Source organism: Streptomyces sp. NPDC052107, assembly GCF_040680215.1.
GTDB lineage: Bacteria > Actinomycetota > Actinomycetes > Streptomycetales > Streptomycetaceae > Streptomyces.
Genome location: NZ_JBFAWG010000071.1, coordinates 1 through 22,193, shown reverse-complemented (window position 1 = coordinate 22,193; position 22,193 = coordinate 1). Strand labels below are relative to the sequence as shown.

Here is a 22,193-nt window from a genome sequence, read left to right as displayed (position 1 = left end):
CCCCCCCACGACGCTCGGTACACCGCTGCCTGTCAGACGAGCAGGACAGCGGGATCAGCTGTCGTCGCGCAGGCCCCACGGAGAGCCGTACTCGGTGAGCAGGTCCAGGAAGGGGCGCGGGGGCAGGGCTTCCGGACCGAGAACGCCCTTGCCGGACCAGGCGCCGGTGGACAGCAGTTCCAGGGCGACGACCGGGTTGAGCGCCGTCTGCCAGACGACGGCCTGCGAGCCGTACTCGCGCATCGACCACCGGTTGTCGACCACGTGGTACAGGTACACCTCACGCGGCGCCCCGTCCTTGGTGCCCTTGACCCATGTGCCGGCGCAGGTCTTGCCCGTCATCCGCTCCCCCAGGCCGGCCGGGTCGGGCAGGCACGCGGCGACCACGTCTCGCGGCGAGACCTCTACGGGTCCGTCGTTCCCGGGCACGCTCACCCTGGCCGTCGCGTCCAGTCCGAGTTCGTGGAGGGTCTTGAGCTTGGCGATGAAGTCGTCGCCCAGCCCGTACTTGAACGTGACACGACGCGCGTCCACCCAGCGCGGTATCAGCAGCACCTCTTCGTGCTCGACGTTGACGCACTCCACCGGACCGATGCCCTCGGGGAAGTCGAAGACCTCGGGCTCGCTGAACGGTGCGGTGGTGAACCAGCCGCGGCCCCTTTCGTACACCACCGGCGGGTTGAGGCACTCCTCGATGGTCGTCCAGATACTGAAGGAGGGCGCGAAGTCGTAACCCTCGACCGTCAGGTTGGCGCCGTCGCGGACACCGATCTCCTCGATGTCGTCGAACAGTTCGTCGGCCGCGTACCGGGCGAAGACGTCGGACAGGCCCGGCTCGACGCCCATGCCCACCAGAGCCAGCCGTCCGGCCTCCTCCCAGCGCCGGGCCAGTGCGAACTGTTCGTCCCCGAGCTTGACACCGCACTCCTCGTACGGGCGCGAGCCGTGCGGCGCGGACAGCGACATCGCCATGTCCAGGTAGTGCGTGCCGGCCTCCAGGGCGGCGTGGAACAGTGGCATCACGAACCGGGGGTCGGTGGCGTTGAGCAGCACGTCGCACCGCTCCTGGACAAGCATCCGGGCCACCGCGTCCTGATCCGAGGCATCCAGCCGCCGCGCGCTGAACCGGGCGCCCCGCTCCCCGAGCGCCGCGACCGCGGCCTCGGCACGTGCGAGGTCGTAGTCGGCGACGACCATGTGGGCGAGGAAGTCGCGACGGGCGGCGATCCGGGTGACGGCCGTTCCCACGCCGCCCGCGCCCACCAGAAGTACGCGCATGTCACACACCTTTCTGCCGGGAGGCGAGCGCCTCCGGACGGGGTCGATGCAACGCCACGCCGGGATATAAGGTCTACCCCGTTGGCATAAGGGTGGCACGGGTGGGTCGTGGCCGGCGACGGAAGGACGACCGACATGGCGAAGCAAGTGGTGCCGGAGGCGGCACGCCGCCGGCGGCGGCCGACGCGCGGCGGCACCGTGCTGTCGGAGGAGATCATCGTGCAGACCGCCCTGCGTGTCCTGCGGGAGCACGGCAGCACCGGGCTGACGGCGCGCCGTCTCGGCGCGGCGCTGGGCGCCGATCCGAGCACCCTTTACCGCTACTTCGCCGGAATGGACGACCTGGCCCGGGCCATCGGGGACGAGCTGATGGGCAGGGCCCTGGACAGTTGGACGGCCACCGGGGACTGGCGCACGGACCTGCGCGCGCTGGGCCGGGCCATCCACGCCTCCTACCTCGCCCACCCGCAGGCTGCCGTCCTCACCGCCAGCCGGGTCACCGGAAGGCCCCGTGAGATCGCGGTGGACGAGACCATCCTCGGCATCCTGCGTGGCGCCGGGCTCCCCGACCCCGTGGCGGTCCGCGTGTACCACGCGTTCATCGACCAGAGTCTCGCCTTCGCCGCGCTCGACGCCGGATCCCTCGCGCTGGCGGACGAGGCTCGTGCGGGCGACGAGGAGATGTGGCACTCCACCTATGCCCGCCTGCCCGCCGACTCGCACCCGAACATCGCCGCCACGGCACACCTGCTCGCCCGGTACATGCCGCACAGCGCCTATCCGGCCGCCCTGGAGATCCTGCTGGAACACACCGCCGCGCAACTGCCCCGACCGCAGGCGTGAGGCGTGCGGCGCCGCCGGCGCGGGATCAGTGAGGGAACGGCGGCCGGCCCGATGTGAGCCGCTGCGCGGAGAGGGCAGGATTCGAACCTGCGTGACGCCAGGACAGGCGGCCCGGCACACCGGAGCCCGGTGCCTGGAACTCGACCACGCTGGCGTCGAAGGGCGGGAAGCCGAAGGTGCCGAACCTGTACGCGGTCCTGTCCGCGGTCAACGCCGGCGCCGGGGTGAGCGTCCTGCCCCGCTCGCTGTGTCAGGAGTACCTCGACTCGAACCGTCTCAACCTCCTCCACGACCCCGAGGAGCCGCCGCTGAACACGCTGTTCCTCGTCCAGCGCGCGGGTGCCGAGGCCAATCCGGACGTGATCCGGGTGCGCGACACCCTCCGGCGCGCCGCCCGCGCCTGGTAGTGCGGGGGCCTGTCGGCGGACAGCCCCGGAGTCGTCTTGTGGGCCGGACCAGTTGAAGGCGGTCGGCGTCAACGCCGTGCGGCAGTACGCCGACGCGCGCCCAGGTCCTGCCTGCCTGGACCGGACGCAGCGGTGACCTGTGCCGCCGCGCGGCCTCGGCGCGGCGGCAGTCCGTCGGATCGTCAGCTCACGTCACCGGCGGCCGCGCCGGCGGGGTGGGTCACCGCGGCCGACGCGCCGGTGCCGGGCGCCGGCCGGGCGCGCACACCGATCAGGACGAGGGCGAGCTGTGCGGCCAGCAGCATGCCGATGCCGCCGACGAGGGCGCAGGTGTGCAGCGCGTCGGTGAACCTCGCGCCGTAGGCGGACAGGGCCTGCCCGGTGGCCTGCGGCGTCTTCAGGTGCAGGAACGCGCCGGCCTGGATGCCGACGTGGGACACCATGCCGTTCATTTGGCCCTGGTCGGCCGCGCTCAGACCGGACCGGGCGAGGTGTCCGGGCAGCGTGTCGAGAGTGCGGTTGGTGAGGATGACGCCGAAGACGGCGGGGCCCAGCGGGGTGTACTCGTCCGGGCATGTGACGCGGACGTTCACGGAGACCGGCAGGACCGTGGAGCATCAGTCGGCGGAGGACCAGATGGGCTGAGGCATCGGCCAGAAGGCCGGACGAAACGGTGGTCGACGCCGTGAGCCACTTCCGCGCCGCCCTCGCCGGCGCCGCCATCCGCTGCCGGCCCTTCGAAAAGGCGCTCACCCAACTCGACTTCATCGAGTGGCTGTGCACCCCAACGCGGCGCTGGAGTGCTTACAAGCGCTCTCGTTTCGGCGCCCTTCGAGCCGTCGCCGCCGGCCTCATCGGCACCACGCTCGAGTGGGTACGACAACTCGTCCGTCCCTCTCTCCTCAACGGACTGACGCTTCTTCACGCGTCTGACATGACCGGACGGTCGGCGGGGCCGCCGTGCGGCCTCATCCCCCGGCCCTGCGGTCCCCGGTTCCTCACCCGGCCGGATCATGAGATCTCGTACGAGGTGGCCCGCGCCTCTGGGTGGAGAGCTCGACGCGTGCCATGCGGTCGACGTCCCGTTCGTCCTCGGCAACCTGGCCGACCCGGGCTTCGCAGCCCTCCTCGGCGCCGCCCCTCCCCAGCACCTAGCCGACAGCATGCATGCCACGTGGGTCGCCTTCGCCACCACCGGCGATCCCGGCTGGCCCGCCTACCGCGAACCTGACCGGACCGTCCGTCCCTTCGGCGCAGCGCCCGCCCTCCTCCACGCCCCTCGCGAGCATCTGTGAGCACTCTGGGACGGCCTGCGCCGACGGGCCCGAGCGGGCCGCACCACTGGCGTCCTCGGGGCTGAAGACCCACACCTGGGGTGCCGCGCGGGAACCAGGTCGGCGAGCCGACGGTTGGCCTCCGGCACGGCAAGGCCGACCGGAAGCCTTGAGACGGGCGCGAGTCGTCCGGTCCGGTATCCGTAAGAGACCGGACCCGTTCGACGGGTCGTAACCATCGCTTCTCTGCCTCGGCATGGCCCGGATTCAGCCTGGGTGCCGTTCGAGACCCGTTTCGGCGGCGCCCGTGCGGGCCGTCTGAGGAGAAGCCAACCATGTTTCTAGCGAACCGGCGCAATCTCGGCGTACTCGCCCTCGGTGCCGCCTCCGTCCTTGCCCTGGCCGGTTGCGGCTCGAGTGCCGCCTCCAAGTCTTCCGCGTCGTCGGACGGAAGTAGCAGCGACACCCTCGTGATGGCTGCAGTTCCGTCTGAGAACGCCACCGCCCTCAAGGCCTCCTTCGCGCCCGTCGTCAAACTGCTGGAGAAGGAGACCGGCAAGAAGATCGTTTTCCAGTCGGCCACGAACTACGCGGCCGTCATCGAGGGACAGCGTGCCGGAAAGATCCAGATTGCCAATTACGGGCCGTTCTCCTATGTGCAGGCGAAGACCTCCGGTGTGAAGATCACCCCGGTCGCCGCCGGTGTCGAGACGAAGGGCGCGAAGCCCGGCTACCAGTCCTACGGCATCGTCAAGACGGGCTCGCCGATCAAGGACCTGAAGGGCTTCGCCGGCAAGAAGGTCTGCTTCGTCGACCCCAACTCCACCTCCGGCTACCTCTACCCGCATGCCGGGCTGCTGGAGGCCGGAGTGGACCCGAACAAGGCCGTCACCCCGGTGATGGCCGGCGGCCACGACGCCTCCGTGCTCGCGGTGAAGAGCGGCCAGTGCGATGCCGGATTCGCCGAGGACGTCATGGTCGACAAGCTGCTGATCGAAAAGGGTCAGCTCAAGAAGGGCGACATCACCACGGTGTGGAAGTCCCCGGTCATCCCCGGCTCCCCGGTGGCGATCAGTGACGATCTCCCCGCCGATCTCAAGCAGAAGATCGCCAACGCCTTCCAGAGCATGGCCAATGTCGACTACCTCAAGGCCCACGGCTTCTGCTCCGGCAGCGGCAAGTGCACGGTCGACGATGCCGGCGACTGGGGCTTCACGAAGGTGAGCGACAGCGACTACGACGGCGTCCGCAAGGTCTGCGATGTCACCAAGGACAAGCAGTGCGTGAAGCCCTGACCCACGCGGCCGGGTCACGCGGGCGACTCCCATAGCGCGGACAACGCGGATACGCGGCCACCGCCGGAAACCGGGATGGCGGAGCTTCGGCCGCCCGCAATCCCGGTTGCCCGTACGCAGTTCAGATCACCGAAAGAATCGGAGCGACCCTTGGCCACCGACCATGTCCCCGTACCCGTAGTGCGATTCGAGGGCGTCAGCAAGCGGTTCGATTCCGATGTGCTCGCACTCGACGATGTCTCGCTGAGCGTCCGGGCCGGGGAGATGGTCGTGCTGCTCGGGCTCTCCGGGTCCGGCAAGTCGACCCTGCTGCGCCACATCGACGGACTGCAGCAGGCCACCACCGGCACGGTCAGCGTCCTCGGCACCGATGTGGGCCGCGCCCGCGGGGCCGGACTCCGTCGCCTCCGCCGGCGTATCGGCTTCGTCTTCCAGCAGTTCCACCTCGTCGGCAGCCTCACGGTGCTGGAGAACGTGTGCACCGGCGCGCTCGGCCGGCTGCGCGGCCCGCGCCTCGGTCTGCTCAGCTATCCGCAGACGCTGCGGCGCGAGGCACTGCGCCACCTCGAGCGGGTCGGCCTGCTGGACCAGGCGTTCCAGCGGGCGGACACCCTCTCCGGCGGTCAGCAGCAGCGTGTGGCCGTCGCCCGGGCGCTGATGCAGCGGCCGGAGATCCTGCTCGCCGACGAGCCCGTGGCCTCCCTCGACCCGGAATCTTCAACACAGATCATGCGGCTCATCAAGGAGATCGCCGAGGAGGAGCGGCTCACCGTGCTGTGCAGTCTGCACCAGGTCGATCTGGCGCTCTCCTGGGGCGACCGGATCATCGGCCTGCGGGCCGGGCAGGTACTGATGGACAGGCCGGTGTCCGGTCTGACCCGGGACGACGTGATGTCCGTGTACACACGCCTGGGCGTCGTGGCCCCGGCAGTCCTCACCGCAACGGCAGGCTGAGCCCGTGACCGTCTCGACCGCGGCCGCCCCGACGCCGCCCTCCCCCGCCCCGTCCACGGGGCCCGACGCCGCGCCCCGGACCCTGCCCCGGCCCCGTGCGGGCGGCCTCGCCGCGCTGCTCGTGATGGCCGCGCTGGCCGGCTTCGCCTGCTGGGCCTTCGCCGACCTGCGCATCAACGCCGCCACGCTGGTGGACAGTGCCTCGAACGCGGTGGACTTCACCGGGCGGATGTTCCCGCTCGACTTCCCGTCCGCCGCCGACGTGCTGCGGCTGTGCGGACAGACCATGGCCATCGTGGTGTGCGCGACGTTGCTGTCGGTGCTGCTCAGCATCCCGGTGGCGGTGCTGGCGGCCGGCAACAGCACCCCGCACCCGAGCGCCCGGTTCACCGCGCGCGGTGTCATCGTCCTGGCCAGGGCCGTACCGGACGTGGTGCTGGCGATCGTCTTCTTCCGTGTCTTCGGACTCGGCGCACTGGCCGGCGTGTTGGCCATGGGCCTGCACTCGGTCGGCATGGTCGCCAAGATGTACGCCGACGCGATCGAGCAGATCGACGAGGGGCCGCGGACCGCCGTACGCGCCACCGGCGCCGGCCGCCTGCAGCAACTGGTCACCGGTGTGCTGCCGCAGGTACTGCCCTCCCTGGTCGCCAACGCCCTGCACCGGCTGGACATCAACCTCCGGGTCTCGGTGCTGCTGGGCTTCGTCGGCGTCAACGGACTCGGCTACGAGATCGCGCAGGCCCTGAACGCCCTCGACTACCGGCGGGGTATGGCGCTCGCGCTGGTGGTACTGGTGCTGTGCGTGCTGGTGGAGCTGCTCTCCGGTGCGATCCGCCGGGCGCTGCTGCGCAACGTCGACGCGGGTGGGCGGGCGCGGGGCAAGGACGCGGTGTCCCGGGCTTCCGCTGCCCGAACCCCCGTTCTGGCCGCGGTGGCCCCGGCGGACCTGAAGACCGCGTCGCACCCCGCGGAGGTGGGGAACGCGACGCACGCGGCCCGCACCGGAGCGGGATCTGCGGCCCCACTCCGTATCAGTGCGCCGTGGAACGCCCGCCGTGTCCGCCGCACCGCCTACGCGGCCGTGACCGTCCTCGCGCTCGCCGCCTCCGTGCGGGGCGCCGGTCTGGCACCGGACCAGTTCCTCGGTGGACTCGGCAACATCGGCCACACGCTCGGGCTGTTCTGGCCACCGAGCACCGGAGGCATCCTGCCGGACCTCCTGTCCGACCTCTTCGACACGATCAAGATCGCCTTCGCCGCGACCCTGATCGGCGCGGTGCTGGCCCTGCCCATCGGCGCGCTGGCCGCGCGCAACGTCGCGCCCTCGCCCGCGACGGCCGCCGTGTTCCGGGTCGTGGTGGTACTGGTCCGCGGCATTCCCGAACTCGTCCTCGCCATCGTCTTCGTGGTGATCACCGGCCTCGGCGCGGTGGCCGGCGCCCTGGCACTGGGGGTCGGCGCGGTCGGGCTGCTCGGCAAGCTCGTCGCCGACTCGCTGGAGGAGGTCGACCCGGGAGTGGAGGCGGCGGTACGCGCCACCGGTGCGGGACGCTGGCAGGTCTTCTGCTCGGCGACACTGCCACAGGCCGCGCCCGCGTTCGTCGGGCACGTCCTCTACCAGCTCGACGTCAACATCCGCTCCGCGACACTGCTGGGCATCGTCGGCGCGGGCGGCATCGGCTTCGATCTCCTCAACGCCTCCCGGGTACAGGAATTCGGGGTCGTCACCACCGTGCTGCTGATGGTGTTCGCCACGGTGCTCGTCGTGGAGTTGCTCGCGGTGTGGCTGCGCCGGGTCGTGCGCTGACAGCCGGATGACGGCCGGACCGCAATGCAGGGCCGCGCCGTCCTCCGCCATGGATTCCACGGGAAACGGCCGCCCCGAACCGCGAAACAACTGTCACGGCTGTTCATGTTCCCGGCCGGACTCGTTGGTCGGTAGCAGGTTGTTCGGACAAGTCGGCCGACCATAGTTCCCGGTGTGAGTGCGACCAGGTATCTGGACATCGCGGAGCAGTTGTCCGCCGAGTTGGCCGAGTGCGCCCGCGGCACTCGGGTGGCCAGCGAGGCCGAGATCGCCCGACGGTTCGGCGTGGGCCGGGCCGCCGCAAGGGCGGCCGTAAAGGAATTGGAGCGCCGATTCGTCGTCCGCCGGACCCAGGGGTCGGGCACCTTCGTCAACCGGCGCATCGACTACGTCATCTCGCGCAGTGCCCCGCCATCGTGGTCCACCACGATCTCGGCGGCGGGCGCCACGCCTCGTGCCCTGGTCAAGTCGGTGCGTACGATCCCGCTGCCCGCCCATCTGGCGGAGCGGTTCGAGCGCCCGGCCGGCTCGCCCGTGCACGAGGTGGTGCGCGAGTTCTACATCGACGACCTCCTCGCCTCCTGGGTCCACGAGTGGATCCCGATTGACGAGGTGCCGGACCTTGATCTGGCGCTGCACGCCGTCGAGTCCGTCGACCAGGTGCTGCGCCAGATGGTGCGGGTGCGGCCGATGCGGGCCTGGTGCAGGGTCAGCATCGACGTCCCGCCGGCGGAGGTCCTTCGCGCCCTGCGCATGGACAGCAGCCAGCCCGCCTGGCTGGTGGAGAGCGTCAGCCGGGACGACGTGATCGGCAACGTCCTGATGTGCAGCCGTACCTGGACCCGTGCCGATGCCGTCCGTGTCGTGGTCGAACTCGATGAACGGGCCACCGGTGAGGAGGCCGTCAGCGAGCCGGTCGCAGGGCGCACCGACCTTCACCGTGCGCAAAGCCTCCGCATCGCGGGAACCGTCCACACCGTAATGAAGTAGGAGAAGTGGTGACATACGTGTTGAGCAGGGAGCATCGCTGCGCCCTGCTGGCCGAGGCCCAGAGGGCCGAACTGATCGAACTGGCCGACGCCTGCATCGCCGACGGCGCGCAGGTGCGGGTGCTGGTGGGGCCCGAGGTCGGCTGTGTGACCGCGCAGGTGCGCGAACCGGTCCTGGCGCAACGGTTTCTGCTCGGTGACGTCCTCGCCTGCCGGGCCGAGGTGGAGCTCGCCGGGCACCGGGGCTGGGCCATGCGCCTCGGGGACGATCGCCTGGCCGTGCTGGCCGCCGCGGTGCTCGACGCCGAAGCGCAGTCCGGCCGCCCCCGGGCCGCCGACATCGACCTGCTGTGCGAGCGGGTCGCGAGCCGCCGTGAGCGGCAGGAGAGCCAGGAGTGGGCGGAACTCGCCCCGACCGTCGTCGAGTTCGAGGAGCTGACGTGACCGCCGTTGCGACAGGGCCGACACCCGCCGCGGATGCCGCCGGGACCGCGGAGCTGGTGACCGCGGCCAAGCTGCGCCCGGCACAGGCGCAGGGCGTTTTCCGCGCCGTGCTCGACGCCTTGGCGCGGCCGGGCACGGTCACCCGGTTCCCCGCCGACGTCCCCGGCGTGGTGCCGCCCGCGCTGCTGCCGGTCCTCGCGCTCGCCGACCTCGGCACCGGTGTCTGCGTCCTGGAAGAGGACGCCTCCCGGCGCTGGTCAGACGTGGTGAGCGTGGCCACCAACGCCCCCGCGGTGCCACTCGAGAGGGCCCGGCTCGCCACCTCCGTACGGCCCGTCGCGGCGGAGGAGATCCTCCGTCCGGCCCGGGGCACCGCCGAGGCGCCGGAAGACGGCGCTGTTCTGTGCCTGCCGGTGACCGCGCTGGAGGGCGGGCCGCGCATCTGGCGGCTGTCCGGGCCCGGCGTGCCGGGTGAACGGGACGTCGCTCCGCACGGTGTGCCGGACGGATTCGTCGAGGCGCGGGCCACGGCCGTCGGCGGCTTCCCCGCGGGGGTCGATCTGCTGCTCGTCTCCCCCGACGGCCGTGTCATGGGCCTGCCGCGCAGCACGACTGTCACCTTCGTGGCCGACGCCACGACGGATGCCGTGTCCAAGGAGGAGGACTGATGGGGTACTCGGGAGCACGCGGAGGACTCGAGGCGATCCTCGCCGCCGAGGACCTGGTCCGCCGCAAACGGGACCACGCACCCACACCGTGGGTGTCGACGGAACAGATCACCGCCCGCTTCCGGCTGGCCGTCGACCGGGTGATGGGCGAGGCCGGCCTCTACCACGAACCGACCGCGGCCGCCGCCTTCCGGCAGGCCGAGGGCGACACCCTGGAGGCCTCGCACCTGCTGCGCGCCCAGCGGTCCACCCTGCCGCGGCTGGCGGTCAGCGAACCCGTCGACCCGGACGAGATGACCGTGCTGCGCCGCATCGTGCCGGCCTATCGCCAGCCCGACGGTCCGCAACTGCTCGGCCGTACCGCCGATTACACCGGCCGGCTGCTGGAGCGGCCCGAAGGCCCGCCGGAGCCGCTGGCCGAGGACGCGGCCACCGGGGATGCCACAGACCGCGCCGAGCGCACCGAGGAACAGCGCAGCCCCCGCCGGTTCCTCGACCTTCTCCGCAAGAAGGAGCTGGCCGTCGAAGGCCGGACCGGTGACGACCCGGAGCCGCACGACATCACCCGCAAGCCCGCCCGGCCGCCCGCCGACAGGTCCGCGGTCCTGGCCGCCATGGCCCGCGCCGAGTCGGGTGCGCTGGTGGCTCTGTGGTACCGCTCGGTCCTCGGGCCCGACGGCGACGTGCACGAGATCACTCTGGGCGAGCTGCGACACGGCCGGCTGCCGCTGCGCGTGCGCCACCCGCACACCGGAAACCCGGTCACCTTGGGCGAGTTCCGTGTCACCGAGGCCGAAGCCATCGAGGACCTGGACGGGGCGGACGAGGACCGTACCCGCTTCGACGTCGGCTACGGCCTGTGCTTCGGGCACAACGAGCGCAAGGCCATCGCCATGGCCAACCTGGACATCGCCAACCGCCGGTTCGGTCGCAGCGGGCCGCTGGAGCAGCTGCTGCTGCTCACCGTCGACGGCCTCGACTCGGGCGGCTTCCTCGAACACCTGAAGCTCCCCCACTACGTCACCTTCCGCTCGATGGTCGAGCGCAAACAAGCCATGCGGGCCGCCGCCGAGGCGGGAGAGGACCCGTCGGCACGGGCCGCCGAGCCCGCCGGAAAGGACTGCCGATGAGCACGACGTACGAGACCCCGCAGATGTCGCGCGTCGGCGCGCTCGTCGCCGAGGCGGACGCGGGCAGTCCGCCCGCCGGGATCCTCGACGAGGACGCCAAGCGGGAGATCCGCCGGGCCGCGCTCGCCGCCGTGTGCGTGCCGGGCTACCAAGTCCCGTTCGGCTCCCGGGAGATGCCCGTGGCGCGTGGCTGGGGCTCGGGCGGACTCCAGGTCACCCTGGGGGTGATCGGCGCCGACGACACCGTGAAGGTGATCGACCAGGGCGACGACGCCGGGGTCAACGCCACGAATCTGCGCCGGATGATCGCGCAGACCACCGGATGCGGCGAGTCCGCCGACACCCGGGAGGCCACGGTCGTACAGACCCGCCACCGCATCCCGGAGGAGGGCCTGGGCACCCACCACGTGCTCGTCTACCAGGTGCCCGTGCCCGAACCGCTGCGCGGCGTGCAGAAGTCGATGGCCGAGTGCGCGCGGATGCACGCCGAAGGCGACTACTCCGCGATGTGGGTCAGCCTCTACGAGGACATCGTCCGCAACGGCATGATCACCGCGAGCACCGGCTACCCCGTGCTGGTCGGCGGCCGCTACGTCATGGCGACCAGCCCCATCCCTCGCTGGGACGTGCCCCGGCTCCACCAGGCCGAGCACCTCAACCTCTTCGGCGCCGGCCGCGAGAAGCGCATCTACGCGGTGCCCCCGCACACCGAGGTACGGCCCCTCACCTTCGACGACGTGCCGTTCGAGGTCGAGCACGAGCCGGGCGCGCGCTGCAAGTTCTGCGGCAGCGACGACGTCTACCTCGTCAACGCCGGCACCGAGGGATCCTTCGCCTGCAGCGACACAGAGTGGTGCGCCCGGGTCCAAGCGGGGGACGCCGACACCGCCGCCCATCGGGACCGCGCGCCGCTGGCCCTGCTCCCCGACCCGCTGGCCCGCGCCGGACGCCGTACCGCGCCCGTGCTTGGTACGGCGGAACCGACGCGTGCCGAGCAGGAGCCCGCGGCGGCACACCGGGCGCCGGCCGGGGGCCCCGAATGGGCCCTGCGAGTCGACGGCCTCGGCAAGGTGCACGGCGCCGGCGGCGCATCGGCCGTGCCCGGTACGGGTCCCGAGCACGGCACCGCGATCAGCCCGTCCACCGGCGCCGTTGTGGCCGCCTGGGACGTCTCCTTCGATGTCGCACCCGGCGAGGCCCTGGGCCTCATCGGTGAGTCGGGCTCCGGGAAGTCGACCGTGCTGCGCTGCGTGATCGGCGACGAACCGGCCACCGCGGGCCGGGTCCGCCTCGCCACGGTCGACGGCGGCACGTCCGACGTGCTCGATCTGCCGGCCGCCGTACGGCGGCGGCTGCGGATCGACTCGATGGCCGTGGTCTACCAGGACCCGGCCGCCGGACTCGACCTGCGCGTCTCCGCCGGCGGCAACATCGCCGAGCGGCTGACCGCGGCGGGCTGGCGTGGCTACCACGCCATCCGGCGGCGGGCGGCGGAGCTGCTGGACCGGGTCGAGGTGCCGCTGTCCCGCATGGACGACCCCGTGCACACCTTCTCCGGCGGTATGCGGCAGCGCGTGCAGATCGCCAAGGCGTTGGCCACCGAACCGCCCGTGCTGCTGCTCGACGAGCCCACCACCGGTCTCGACGCCTCCGTCGCCGCCGGAGTGCTCGATCTGCTGCGGAGCCTGCTCGCCGAGCGGGACGTCGCAGCCGTGGTCGTCAGCCACGACTTCTCCGTGATCGAGGCACTGACCGACCGCACCCTGGTCATGCAGACGGGCCGGGTCGTCGAACAGGGCCTGACCGACCAGCTCTTCCACGATCCCCACCACCCCTACACGCAGCGGCTCGTCGCCGCGGCCCGGAGGTGAGCCCGGTGAATACCGCCGACACCACCCGCTCAGCACAGACCGAACCCGACAACGACTCCGCGGACGAGACCTTGGGCACCGTCCTGTCAGTACGCGCCCTGTACAAGTCCTTCACCCTGCACAGCATCGACGGGCGTACCGTCCCGTCGCTGCGCGGCGTCGACCTCGACGTGCGCACCGGCGAGCACGTGGCCCTCGCGGGCCCCAGCGGGGCCGGCAAGTCCTCACTGCTGCGCTGCGTGTACCGCACGTACCTGCCGGACTCCGGTTCCGTACGGCTGCGCACGGCGGCCGGGCCGGTCGAACTGACCACGCTGCCCGACCGCGAGATGGCCCGGCTGCGCGGACGGGAGTTCGGCTACGTGTCGCAGTTCCTTGCCGCCCCGCCGCGCACCGGCCCGCTGGAGGTGGTCGCCGCGACCGCCCGGCGGCGCGGGCTCGACCGAGCCCGGTCGAGGGAGGCCGCCGCGGCCGCGCTGCGCCGGCTGAACCTCGACGAGGCGCTGTGGGACGTCGACTGCGGTGTCCTCTCCGGTGGTGAGCGCCAGCGGGTGAACCTCGCTGCCGGAACGGTGCAGCCGCCCCGGCTGCTGCTGCTCGACGAGCCGGTCTCCGCGCTGGACCCGGCCAACCGCGAGGCCGCACTGGAACTGATCGACTCACTGGCGGGGCAGGGCGTCGCCGTCCTCGCCGTCTTCCACGACATGGACGCCATCCGTCAACTGGCGTCCCGGGTGGTGTTCGTCAAGGAAGGCCGGATCGCCCAGCAGGGCGTACCGGCTCAGATGCTGGAGGAGGCTGCATGAGCACGGGCCTGGTGAACAGGGGGCCGGCCGAGGCGCCGGCCCAGGGCTGGACGCTGGGCGGACCGCCCCGCGACTACGTGCTCGGGCACGTACGGGCGGTGCTGCCGGACCGAGTGATGGACGACGCGCTGGTCGCGGTCCGGGACGGCAGGATCGCGGCCGTCGAACCGCACCCGGCCGGGTTGGAGGCCGACGTCGACGGTCAGGGCATGCTGTGCCTGCCCGGCCTCGTGGACGTCCACAGCGACGGTCTGGAGAAGGAGCTGCTGCCGCGGCCCGGAGCCGAACTTCCCATGGAATTCGCCCTGTTGTCCTTCGAGGGCAAGCTGCGCGCGGCCGGTGTCACGACGGCCTTCCACGGCGCCGCGTTCGAGGAGAGCGGCGGGCGCGGGATGCGCCGCACCCTGGAGAACGCGCGGCGGATCTGCGCGGCCGTAGGGAGCCGCGGCGACGGGCTGGTCGACCACCGGATTCTGCATCGGCTCGACATCCGCTGCCCGGAGGGCCTGGCCGGGCTGCGGCAGCGGCTGGAGGAGATCCGAGGCGCTGCCCGCGGGCCGGTCCTGGTGTCGCACGAGGACCACACCCCGGGCCAGGGCCAGTACGCGGACCGCAGCTACTACGAGCGGTATCTGGTCGGTGCCCGCGGGATGGCCCAGGACGAGGCCCGCGCCCACGTCGACCGGCTCATCGAGGACCGGGACGGCCGGCTCGACATCCGCGAGGAGGCGCTGGACTGGCTCGGCGAGCAGGCCCGCGCGGGCCGCATCCGGCTGCTCGGCCACGACCCCAGCTCACCGCGGGAGATCGAGGAGCTCTGCGAACGGGGCGGCGCGGTCGCGGAGTTCCCGACCACGGCTGCTGCCGCGAAGGCCGCACGCGAGCACGGCATGCCGGTCGTGATGGGCGCGCCCAACGTCCTGCGCGGCCACTCGCACAACGGCAACGCCTCCGGTCAGGAGCTGGTCGCCCGCGGGCTGGTCACCGCGCTCGCCTCCGACTACCTGCCGTCGGGTCTGCTCGGAGCGGCACTGCTGCTCGCCGACGAGGGACTGGCGACGCTGCCCGAGGCGGTCGGCCTGGTCACCGGCGGCGCCGCGGACGTCGCCGGTCTGCGGGACCGCGGCCGACTCGAGGCGGGCCTGCGGGCCGACCTGGTGCTGGCCGAACCGGGGCGTCCCTGGCCCGTCGTCGCGGCCGTCCTGCGCGCGGCCTCGGGGGGTGAGACGGCATGAGCGGCCGGATCCCCTGGGCGGTGCCCGAACCGCAGCTGCCGTCCACCGTTCACCCTGCGCTGGCCGCGGCGACCCGCGCCGCCGTGGACGCCTTCCGCGCCGCGCGCGGAGCATACGACCGGGCCCAGCTGGCCGAGAAGGTACAGATGGGCGCGGACGGTACGCCGACGATGCGGCTGGACATCCTGGTGGACACCGCGATCGCCGAGGTCGTGGACGCCCACCGGATCAATCTGCTCAGCGAGGAGCTGGGCAGCATCGACAACGGTTCCGCGGTGACGCTCGTCGTCGACCCGGTGGACGGCACGGCGAACGCGGCGGCAGGCGTCCCGCTGTCCACCTTCGCGGGTGTCGTCGCGGTCGACGGGGTGCCGACGGAGGCGCTGACCTGCTGGCTGGACACCGGGCGCTGCTGGCACACGGTGGCGGGTCAGCCCTCGCCCTACCGGACGAGCGGCCGCACCGAGCTGGACGGCGCGGCGGTGAGTCTGCTGCGCCCGCAGCCGCACATCGCCGACGCGTGGTGGAGGGTGGCGACACGGGCCTCCAGGATCCGCATCCTGTCGACGAGTTGCCTGGAAGCGGTGCTGGTGGCCGAGGGGTCGACGGACGCGTTCGCCGACGCCGGCTCCGACACGCACCGGATCGTGGACCTGGCGGCCGCGCTGGTGACCGTCCCCGCGGCGGGCGGCGCGGTGATCGATGTGCACGGGCGCCCGCTGGAGATCGACCCCGACCTCAACCGCCGCTGGTCGGGTGTGGTCGCGGCGACCCCGCGACTCGCGGAGGAACTGGCGGACACCATTCGCGGAACGGAGAAGCGATGACCACCCGAATCCCGCTCACGAGCGAGGAACTGACCGAACTCGTCGACGGCCTCGCGGGACTCCCCTACGGCGGGGAGCGCGTCGATCAGCGGGCGCACGCGCTGCAGACGGCGTGGCTCGCGAGGGACGCGGGCGCGGACGACGAGCTGGTGGTGGCCGCGGCGCTGCACGACATCGGCCGTGCCCGGCCCGTCCGGACCGAACACCCGGGCCTGCCGCACGAGCTGGCGGGCGCCGCGTTCGCCCGGCGCCGGCTGAGCGAGCGCGTGGCATGGGTCATCGCCCAGCACGTACCGGCCAAGCGCTATCTGGTGGCGACCGACCCGGCCTACCACGCCCAGCTCAGCCCGGTGTCGGTCGCGTCCCTGAAGGTCCAGGGCGGTCCGATGGACGAGCGCGAGGCGGCGGAGTTCGCGGCCCATCCGATGGCCGCGGACGCGGTGGCGCTTCGCCGTTGGGACGACGCGGCGAAGGACCCGGACGGACCCCTGCTGCCGATGCCGGCCCTCTTGGCGGCCCATGCCCGCTGCATCGCCGCGCGGGGGGTCTGACAGGTGGACCCGGGGGCTGCCGCCCGCACACGCCCCGGAGTCAGGGCAGCGTTCGCCGCTACGGCACCGTACTCGCCCGGCACGTGTCGTCGTCGCCGGGCCTGACGGGGCCAGGACCGTCGCCGCGAGGTGGTCGTGGAACCAACGGTGCCCGGGATCCACCGAGTTGCGGCGGTGCCAGGCCATGGCGAAGTCGAGCGGAACGCGCGGCTGAAGGGGGTGGCGCTCTGGAAGCCCCAGCGATGGACGACCGTCGCGATAATCACGTCTCCCAGGAGCGCAGCGTGCACGCGTCGGCACTCCTCCAGCCGCCGGCGCTGGATCAGCCAGCTGACCGTCGTCCCCTCGGCCCAAAAGGGCTTGTGCAGGTAGCGCACGGAGATGTCTCGTCCGCATGCAGCGGCATGATCCAGTTGGCGAAGCCGGTGAACAGCGGCATCGCGAACATCAGCAACATGATCGAGCCGTGCATGGTGAAGGCCTGGTTGAACTGCTCGTTCGACATGATCTGCAGACCCGGCCGGGCCGGCTCGGCGCGCATCAGCAGGGCCATCACCCCGCCGACGATGAAGAAGGCGAACGCGGTGACCAGGTACATCGTCCCGATCTTCTTGTGGTCGGTGGTCGTCAGCCGCTCCGCCCACGACGGCCGTCCGCTCGCCGCCTGTTCCGTTCGCCCGGCTGTCGCGACGGCCACGGAGACCACCGCCGCGTCCCTCGGCCGTGCCGACCTCACCTGCTGTTCCTGCGTCTCGTCCACCGGACGACGTCCTCCCCTTCTGTCACGGAGAACCGCGACCGGGAAGGTGCACTCGTGCGGGTATGCCGCCGGCCTTCCCGGCCGCCGCCTCATGATCGTCGGAGGTGTACCGGGGCCGGATAGGGCCGAACAGCCCCGGATCAGTCAGCGCAGGGGCCCGATGGCCCTCTTCGGGGTGCGCCGAGCGCAGACGCCCGAGGCCGCCTACGCACACCTCAGCCGCCCGGCGCGCACCCTGTTGCACGCGGCGGTGATCTCGGTCTCGCAGCCGTTGCCGGAGCCCTGGTCCGCCGCCCAACTGCCGTGCTTTATGGGGTGAAGCGACCGATGGCCGTCGCTAGGACCGCGGCTCACCCTGTGACTGGGCGGCCTTCAGGTCGGCGAGCAGTTCGGCCTGACCGGCCAGTACACCGGAGAGGATGGTGCGGGCGCCCCGGAGAAGCTCGGCGACGTGGGGGCTGGTCAGCGAGTAGTACACGGCCGAGCCCTCCTTCCGCGTCTTGACCAGGTTCGCGCGCCGCAGCACGGCCAACTGCTGGGACAGGTGCGCGGGCTCGATGCCCACCTCGGGCAGCATCTCGGCGACCGCGTGCTCGCGCTCGCTCAGCAACTCCAGGACACGGATGCGGGCCGGATGGCCGAGCGTCTTGAAGAACTCGGCCTTCAGTTGGTACAGCGGCGTACTCATCGAGCCGTCTCCTTCTCGACATCACAGTACGGCCCCGCCGGCCAGGCCCCGGCGCATCGCATCCACCCACTCGTCACACACATGTGGCCCATCCTCGCCTGTGGAACCGGCCGGACCCAACCCGCCCACCGGGGAGCCGAGCCGCCGAACCCAGCGGCGACCACTGCGCGGCGCAGGCATCGCATGGCTCGCGTGGCTCATTCTCCGGGACAGGGGTCGCAACCGGCCCATGGATGACTCGGGTCATCCCCCCCAGTCGGTCTCCCGCGGGCCAGCCCGTCGCACGCCACTCATCGCGCCCGTCCACCTGCCCCCCGGACTCCGCTCCGTGCGCGGCGAGTGCCGTGGCCAGGTCCGCGTGAACCGGGATGGGCGGGCAGTCCCCCCTCCGGGACGAGGGATCCGTCGGCGGGGATGGCGGCCAGTTCCAGGCCCCGGCCCGCCTCCGCGAGGCGGCGGGCGGCATCGGTGATGGCCGGTTGGCCCTCGGCCGACCAGCTGCGCAGCTGGGTTAGATCGACGATGACCGGGCCGGTACCGCGGGCGACGGCCCAGCCGATGGCACCGTTGAAGCGCCGGACGGCATCCGGGCCCAGGCATCCGGCGACCGACAAGATGCCGCGGTGCTCCTCGGCCGTGTACCGCCAGTCGATGGTCATGGTGGTGAACTTCCTGGCGTGGGTGGCCAGTCGGGCGCTCGTAGGGATCAGAGGGGCAGGGTGATCCATATGCTCTTGCCTCCGCCGTCGGCGTCCCTGCGGACGACCGCGGTGCCGCTCAGACCGGCGACGAGCTCCATGACCGTGCCGAGACCGCCCGTACGCCCGCTCGCCACTGATCCGTACAACGGCGGCTGAGAGGGATGACGGTCGTGGACGGCGAAGGCGAGGCAGTCCCTGCCCGCCGCGTAGATCACCGTGAGTTGCGGGGAGACGGCGGCCGCATGCCGGACGCTGTTGGTGACGAGCTCGCTGAGGATCAGCAGGGCCGGGTCCACCGTGGGGTGTCGGAGTCCGATTCCCCACTCCACCAGCGCCAGCTCCGCGGTCTCACGGGCCAGCCGGACGGCAGACGGTTCACTGGGCAGCGTGAGTACGTGCCGGTACGGCAGAACCGCCAGCTGCGTAGACATCAGACCTCCGCGCGGGCCAGACGGAACCCGCTGACCGTTTTGGGGTGGATGCGCAGGACCGTGTCGCGCGGACCGTGGACCCAGCCGGCCAACGTGCGCCGGTAGTGGGCGATCTCGTCGCGATCCGTGATCACCTCGGCGGGGCCGGCCACGGTCACCGTCCAGCCCGTACCGGTCGCTTCCTGGATCTCGTCCACGTGGTACGTCGCGGTCGCGGGCACCGTCGCGGTCGGGGCAGGGGTCCGTACGACCAGCCGGCCGTACTGGAACACGTGCCGGGCCGGACGGACGACGGTCTGCTCCCGCAGGCCGTACACCAGGCGTCCCAGGCTGCCGCCCTCCAGCAGCCACAACGCCTCGGCGCCGGACAGCTCGAGCAAGCGCGGAGGGGCGGGAGACGTGTTCATCGGACGGCTTCCTCGGACTTGGGGTCGGACTTGAGGTCGGGCGTGGGACCGGTCATGGGAGCGGGGATGGCGGGCAGTACTCCGACGTCCGACAGATGGTCGTGGGCGGCACCGATCGCCTCGGGTGTCGTGGCGTACTCCCTGCCCCCGTGGCGCAGCAGTGCCAGTGCGCCGACGGAGTCGAGGACCTGGCGCTGACCGGGGCGAATGCCGGAGGCGAGGACGAGGATGCCGCGCCGGTTCAGTTTCTCGACCGCGTCCTTGAGGACCAGGGCACCGGTCGCGTCCATGGTCGACACGCGGGACATGCGCAGGATCACCACCCGGACGTCCGCCACCTCGGTCAGCTCCAGGAGGAAGCGGTGGGCGGCGGCGAAGAACAGCGGCCCGTCGATGCGGTAGGCGACGATGTGCTCGGCGAGCAGGGCGTGTTCCTCGGCACTGTGGTCGCCCTGGTCGAGCGGCACCTGGTCGAGACGGGCCTGTTTGGCCACCGCACGCAGGGCGAGGGCGCCCGCGACGACCAGGCCGATGATCACGGCGTAGACGAGGTCCAGGGCGAGCGTCGCGACGGCGGTCAGCACGAGTATCGCCGCGTCCGAGCGGGTCGCCTTCGCCATCGCCCGCAGTGAGCCGACCTCCACCATGCGGATCGCCGTGGCCAGCAGGACACCGGCGAGGGCGGCGAGAGGGATCTTCGACACGAGGGGCGCGGCGGCGAAGACGATCACCGCGAGGACGGCGGCATGTGTGAGCGCGGCGAGCCTGGAGCTCGCGCCAGTGCGGACGTTGACGGCGGTGCGGGCGATCGCGCCGGTCGCCGGGACGCCGCCGAACAGCGGGGCGGCGATGTTGGCCAGGCCCTGGCCGAAGAGCTCGCGGTCCGGGTCGTGCTTCTGGCCCACGGTCATGCCGTCGGCGACCGATGCCGACAGCAGCGACTCCAGTGCGGCCAGGGCCGCGACCGCGACGGCCGGGGCCAGCAGGGTGCCGAGGGACCCCGGGTCGAGGAAGGAGAGCGAGGGCACGGGCAGCCCCGCGGGCAGGGCGCCGATCGGTTGCGCCGCGTCCAGCCCGGCCGCCTGGGCCACGATCGTCGCGGCGATCACCGCGACGATGGAGAAGGGGACTGTCGGCCGCCACCGGACGCCTGCCAGCATGACCGCGGCCACGCCGAGCGCGAAGGCGAGGGCGGTCCAGTTGGGTGCCTTCGCGAACTCCTCGACCGCCCGCCAGGTGACGACCAGGACGCGGTCGCCATCGGGCTTGGGCACTCCCAGGGCGTTCGGGATCTGCTGGAGTCCGATCACGCAGGCGATGCCGAGTGTGAAGCCCTCGACGACGGGCGCGGGCACGTATTGCATGTACTTCCCGGCGCGCAGCGCGGCGAGCGCGACGAGCATCACGCCGGCCATCACACCGACGGTGAGCACACCGGTCGGGCCGTAGGTGCCGACGATCGGCACGAGTACGACGGTCATCGCGCCGGTCGGCCCCGACACCTGCAGATTCGAACCGCCGAAGACGGCGGCGAGCGCACCGGCGACCACCGCGGTCGCCAGGCCCGCCTGCGCGCCCAGCCCGGAGGAGACACCGAAACCCAGCGCGAGCGGCAGCGCCACGATCGCCACGGTCAGTCCGGCCAGCAGGTCCCGGCGTGGGTCGCGGCGCATCTGGTCGAGATCGGCGCCGGAGGGCAGCAGTGCGACGATCCGGGCTCGGGCCCGGTTGATCCCCGGGGTCATCGCGTGCTGCCCCGCGCTTCCCGCAGTTCGGCCAGCAGTTCGTTCCGCCCTGCCAGCATCTCCGTCAGGATCCGGCGTGCGGCCTTCATCAGATCCGCGACATCGCCGCCGGCGAGCTCGTAGACGACCGTGGAGCCCTCCCGGGTGGAGGTGACGATGCCGGAGCGGCGCAGTACCGCCAGCTGCTGCGACAGGGCGGACGGCTCCACCTCTATCTCGGCGAGCAGGTACCGCACCGGCTTCGGCCCGTCCTGCAGGAGCTCCAGCACCCGTATGCGCACGGGATGACCGAGCATCCGGAAGAACTCGGCCTTGGCCTGGTACAGCGGAACGGACACAGGCCCCTCGGCTTCCCTTCGTGGCCCCCACCCGGGGGCGGACGCGATCGGCTGTGCCCGCGGCTACCTGCAGGCACAGCCAACTCAGCATCTAACTAATTGCGAAATTTTGCAATTCCGCAGCAGAGGGCCCCGATGCCGCCCTGCTCCGGCAGGGCGGGGGCGATCAGGCCTTCTTGACCACGCTGGACTTCAGCTGCATCGCCCCGAAGCCCTCGATCCTGCAGTCGATGTCGTGCCCGTCCACCCCGTCCACCCCGTCGACCAGCCGGATGTTGCGCACCTTCGTGCCGGCCTTGATCCCCGAGGGGCTTCCCTTCACCTTGAGCGCCTTCACCACGACCACGGAGTCGCCGTCCTGCAGCACATTGCCGACGGAGTCCCTGACGACCCGCTCCCCGGCGGCGTCCCCGCCTTCTCCCCCGCTCTCCGCGGGAACCCATTCGTGGCCGCACTCCGGGCAGACCACAAGGGAGTTCATCTCATAGGTGTACTCACAGGAGCACTTCGGACAGGGAGGAAGATCTCATTCATCCGGCCAGCGTATCCGGCCTCGGCATCCGCCCCGAGCCGACGAGAACCGCCCTCCTGGTCCTGGCCGGGTGCAGGCCGTAATCCGGACGCCCTCGGACCGGCCCCGGAATTCAGCTTGATCTTTATCCTCGCTGCTGTTTCAGGCGGACGTGTTCGGTGAGGGTTTCGATTCGTTTCACGGTTTTCCCGGGCTCGTGACGTGGGGCT

Annotated in this window: 23 protein-coding genes and 3 pseudogenes; 15 read left to right on the top strand and 11 right to left on the bottom strand. The window is 71.8% G+C overall.

All coding sequences use genetic code 11. The features are described from left to right. Positions 1–54 precede the first annotated feature (54 nt). On the bottom strand, positions 55–1,278 hold the full coding sequence (locus tag AB0M27_RS37930) for a saccharopine dehydrogenase C-terminal domain-containing protein (RefSeq protein WP_365729052.1): 1,224 nt from the start codon (positions 1,276–1,278) through the stop codon (positions 55–57). Between the two features lie 135 nt (positions 1,279–1,413). Between AB0M27_RS37930 and AB0M27_RS37925 the strand changes: the two genes are divergently transcribed. Both AB0M27_RS37925 and AB0M27_RS37920 read left to right on the top strand, forming a co-directional pair. Further along, positions 1,414–2,121, top strand: a complete 708-nt coding sequence (locus AB0M27_RS37925) for a TetR/AcrR family transcriptional regulator (protein ID WP_365729049.1) — start codon at positions 1,414–1,416, stop codon at positions 2,119–2,121. Positions 2,122–2,297: 176 nt separating this feature from the next. After that, entirely contained in the window at positions 2,298–2,528 is a 231-nt protein-coding gene (locus AB0M27_RS37920) for a LysR substrate-binding domain-containing protein (protein WP_365729048.1), read from the top strand. A gap of 182 nt (positions 2,529–2,710) precedes the next feature. Here the strand turns inward: AB0M27_RS37920 and AB0M27_RS37915 are convergent, their stop codons facing one another. Next, the gene (locus AB0M27_RS37915; RefSeq protein ID WP_365729046.1) at positions 2,711–3,121 is read right to left on the bottom strand and encodes a transporter; all 411 of its coding nucleotides are present in this window, start codon (positions 3,119–3,121) and stop codon (positions 2,711–2,713) included. Between the two features lie 420 nt (positions 3,122–3,541). On the opposite strand from AB0M27_RS37915, the gene AB0M27_RS37910 reads away from it, so the two are divergent. The 13 genes from AB0M27_RS37910 (at position 3,542) to AB0M27_RS37850 (ending at position 16,382) form a co-directional block, all read left to right on the top strand. Beyond that, the gene (locus AB0M27_RS37910; protein WP_365729044.1) at positions 3,542–3,823 is read left to right on the top strand and encodes a hypothetical protein; all 282 of its coding nucleotides are present in this window, start codon (positions 3,542–3,544) and stop codon (positions 3,821–3,823) included. 314 nt (positions 3,824–4,137) lie between these two features. Further along, positions 4,138–5,097, top strand: a complete 960-nt coding sequence (locus AB0M27_RS37905) for a phosphate/phosphite/phosphonate ABC transporter substrate-binding protein (RefSeq protein ID WP_365729042.1) — start codon at positions 4,138–4,140, stop codon at positions 5,095–5,097. A 150-nt stretch (positions 5,098–5,247) separates the two neighbouring features. Continuing rightward, the gene (gene phnC / locus AB0M27_RS37900) at positions 5,248–6,051 is read left to right on the top strand and encodes a phosphonate ABC transporter ATP-binding protein (RefSeq protein ID WP_365729040.1); all 804 of its coding nucleotides are present in this window, start codon (positions 5,248–5,250) and stop codon (positions 6,049–6,051) included. A 4-nt stretch (positions 6,052–6,055) separates the two neighbouring features. Continuing rightward, complete coding sequence (gene phnE, locus AB0M27_RS37895; RefSeq protein WP_365729038.1) at positions 6,056–7,861, top strand: phosphonate ABC transporter, permease protein PhnE; 1,806 nt, start codon at positions 6,056–6,058, stop codon at positions 7,859–7,861. Positions 7,862–8,035: 174 nt separating this feature from the next. Next, positions 8,036–8,851 carry a GntR family transcriptional regulator gene (locus AB0M27_RS37890; protein ID WP_365729036.1) on the top strand — a complete coding sequence of 272 codons (816 nt, stop codon included), beginning with the start codon at positions 8,036–8,038 and terminating at the stop codon, positions 8,849–8,851. Positions 8,852–8,859: 8 nt separating this feature from the next. Then, positions 8,860–9,294, top strand: coding sequence for a phosphonate C-P lyase system protein PhnG (locus tag AB0M27_RS37885; RefSeq protein ID WP_365729034.1), 435 nt, complete (start codon positions 8,860–8,862; stop codon positions 9,292–9,294). Next, on the top strand, positions 9,291–9,962 hold the full coding sequence (phnH, locus tag AB0M27_RS37880; RefSeq protein WP_365729031.1) for a phosphonate C-P lyase system protein PhnH: 672 nt from the start codon (positions 9,291–9,293) through the stop codon (positions 9,960–9,962). The genes AB0M27_RS37885 and phnH overlap by 4 nt, the downstream gene beginning before the upstream one ends. Next, positions 9,962–11,092: a carbon-phosphorus lyase complex subunit PhnI gene (locus AB0M27_RS37875; protein ID WP_365729029.1), complete on the top strand. Its 1,131-nt coding sequence runs from the start codon at positions 9,962–9,964 to the stop codon at positions 11,090–11,092. Before phnH ends, AB0M27_RS37875 begins: the two co-directional genes overlap by 1 nt. Then, positions 11,089–12,963, top strand: a complete 1,875-nt coding sequence (locus AB0M27_RS37870; protein WP_365729027.1) for an alpha-D-ribose 1-methylphosphonate 5-phosphate C-P-lyase PhnJ — start codon at positions 11,089–11,091, stop codon at positions 12,961–12,963. Before AB0M27_RS37875 ends, AB0M27_RS37870 begins: the two co-directional genes overlap by 4 nt. 5 nt (positions 12,964–12,968) lie before the next feature. Further along, on the top strand, positions 12,969–13,769 hold the full coding sequence (locus AB0M27_RS37865; RefSeq protein WP_365729025.1) for an ATP-binding cassette domain-containing protein: 801 nt from the start codon (positions 12,969–12,971) through the stop codon (positions 13,767–13,769). Then, positions 13,766–15,004, top strand: a complete 1,239-nt coding sequence (locus AB0M27_RS37860; RefSeq protein ID WP_365729024.1) for an alpha-D-ribose 1-methylphosphonate 5-triphosphate diphosphatase — start codon at positions 13,766–13,768, stop codon at positions 15,002–15,004. The genes AB0M27_RS37865 and AB0M27_RS37860 overlap by 4 nt, the downstream gene beginning before the upstream one ends. Next, positions 15,001–15,831 (top strand): inositol monophosphatase family protein, encoded by an 831-nt coding sequence (locus AB0M27_RS37855; RefSeq protein ID WP_365729022.1) that lies wholly within the window; start codon positions 15,001–15,003, stop codon positions 15,829–15,831. Before AB0M27_RS37860 ends, AB0M27_RS37855 begins: the two co-directional genes overlap by 4 nt. Continuing rightward, a complete protein-coding gene (locus AB0M27_RS37850; protein WP_365729020.1) occupies positions 15,828–16,382 on the top strand; it encodes an HD domain-containing protein in 555 nt (184 codons plus the stop codon). Before AB0M27_RS37855 ends, AB0M27_RS37850 begins: the two co-directional genes overlap by 4 nt. A gap of 254 nt (positions 16,383–16,636) precedes the next feature. On the opposite strand, the pseudogene AB0M27_RS37845 reads toward AB0M27_RS37850, so the two are convergent. From AB0M27_RS37845 to AB0M27_RS37805, 9 genes and pseudogenes are all read right to left on the bottom strand, one after another. After that, positions 16,637–16,759, bottom strand: a pseudogene (locus AB0M27_RS37845) (hypothetical protein); the annotation flags it as partial. Between the two features lie 20 nt (positions 16,760–16,779). Continuing rightward, positions 16,780–17,088: pseudogene (locus AB0M27_RS37840) on the bottom strand (cbb3-type cytochrome c oxidase subunit I); the annotation flags it as partial. A gap of 391 nt (positions 17,089–17,479) precedes the next feature. After that, entirely contained in the window at positions 17,480–17,830 is a 351-nt protein-coding gene (locus AB0M27_RS37835) for a metalloregulator ArsR/SmtB family transcription factor (RefSeq protein ID WP_365729018.1), read from the bottom strand. Positions 17,831–18,120: 290 nt separating this feature from the next. After that, complete coding sequence (locus tag AB0M27_RS37830) at positions 18,121–18,489, bottom strand: anti-sigma factor antagonist (protein WP_365729016.1); 369 nt, start codon at positions 18,487–18,489, stop codon at positions 18,121–18,123. 47 nt (positions 18,490–18,536) lie between these two features. Then, positions 18,537–18,962, bottom strand: coding sequence for an ATP-binding protein (locus AB0M27_RS37825; protein WP_365729015.1), 426 nt, complete (start codon positions 18,960–18,962; stop codon positions 18,537–18,539). Beyond that, the gene (locus AB0M27_RS37820; RefSeq protein ID WP_365729014.1) at positions 18,962–19,369 is read right to left on the bottom strand and encodes a pyridoxamine 5'-phosphate oxidase family protein; all 408 of its coding nucleotides are present in this window, start codon (positions 19,367–19,369) and stop codon (positions 18,962–18,964) included. The genes AB0M27_RS37825 and AB0M27_RS37820 overlap by 1 nt, the downstream gene beginning before the upstream one ends. Next, positions 19,366–21,114, bottom strand: a complete 1,749-nt coding sequence (locus AB0M27_RS37815; RefSeq protein ID WP_365729012.1) for a SulP family inorganic anion transporter — start codon at positions 21,112–21,114, stop codon at positions 19,366–19,368. The genes AB0M27_RS37820 and AB0M27_RS37815 overlap by 4 nt, the downstream gene beginning before the upstream one ends. After that, entirely contained in the window at positions 21,111–21,452 is a 342-nt protein-coding gene (locus AB0M27_RS37810; protein ID WP_365729010.1) for a metalloregulator ArsR/SmtB family transcription factor, read from the bottom strand. Before AB0M27_RS37810 ends, AB0M27_RS37815 begins: the two co-directional genes overlap by 4 nt. Positions 21,453–21,618: 166 nt before the next feature. Continuing rightward, positions 21,619–21,975: pseudogene (locus AB0M27_RS37805) on the bottom strand (zinc ribbon domain-containing protein YjdM); the annotation flags it as partial. Positions 21,976–22,193: the final 218 nt, after the last annotated feature.

Excerpts from the sequence above, each read along its gene's own strand:
- AB0M27_RS37870 (WP_365729027.1), top strand. The coding sequence starts at position 11,089 with ATGAGCACGACGTACGAGACCCCGCAGATGTCGCGCGTCGGCGCGCTC.
- AB0M27_RS37835 (WP_365729018.1), bottom strand. The coding sequence starts at position 17,830 with ATGAGTACGCCGCTGTACCAACTGAAGGCCGAGTTCTTCAAGACGCTC.
- AB0M27_RS37815 (WP_365729012.1), bottom strand. The coding sequence starts at position 21,114 with ATGACCCCGGGGATCAACCGGGCCCGAGCCCGGATCGTCGCACTGCTG.
- AB0M27_RS37905 (WP_365729042.1), top strand. The coding sequence starts at position 4,138 with ATGTTTCTAGCGAACCGGCGCAATCTCGGCGTACTCGCCCTCGGTGCC.
- AB0M27_RS37860 (WP_365729024.1), top strand. The coding sequence starts at position 13,766 with ATGAGCACGGGCCTGGTGAACAGGGGGCCGGCCGAGGCGCCGGCCCAG.
- AB0M27_RS37930 (WP_365729052.1), bottom strand. The coding sequence starts at position 1,278 with ATGCGCGTACTTCTGGTGGGCGCGGGCGGCGTGGGAACGGCCGTCACC.
- AB0M27_RS37910 (WP_365729044.1), top strand. The coding sequence starts at position 3,542 with ATGAGATCTCGTACGAGGTGGCCCGCGCCTCTGGGTGGAGAGCTCGAC.
- AB0M27_RS37855 (WP_365729022.1), top strand. The coding sequence starts at position 15,001 with ATGAGCGGCCGGATCCCCTGGGCGGTGCCCGAACCGCAGCTGCCGTCC.
- AB0M27_RS37850 (WP_365729020.1), top strand. The coding sequence starts at position 15,828 with ATGACCACCCGAATCCCGCTCACGAGCGAGGAACTGACCGAACTCGTC.
- AB0M27_RS37820 (WP_365729014.1), bottom strand. The coding sequence starts at position 19,369 with ATGAACACGTCTCCCGCCCCTCCGCGCTTGCTCGAGCTGTCCGGCGCC.
- AB0M27_RS37825 (WP_365729015.1), bottom strand. The coding sequence starts at position 18,962 with ATGTCTACGCAGCTGGCGGTTCTGCCGTACCGGCACGTACTCACGCTG.
- AB0M27_RS37830 (WP_365729016.1), bottom strand. The coding sequence starts at position 18,489 with ATGACCATCGACTGGCGGTACACGGCCGAGGAGCACCGCGGCATCTTG.
- AB0M27_RS37875 (WP_365729029.1), top strand. The coding sequence starts at position 9,962 with ATGGGGTACTCGGGAGCACGCGGAGGACTCGAGGCGATCCTCGCCGCC.
- AB0M27_RS37925 (WP_365729049.1), top strand. The coding sequence starts at position 1,414 with ATGGCGAAGCAAGTGGTGCCGGAGGCGGCACGCCGCCGGCGGCGGCCG.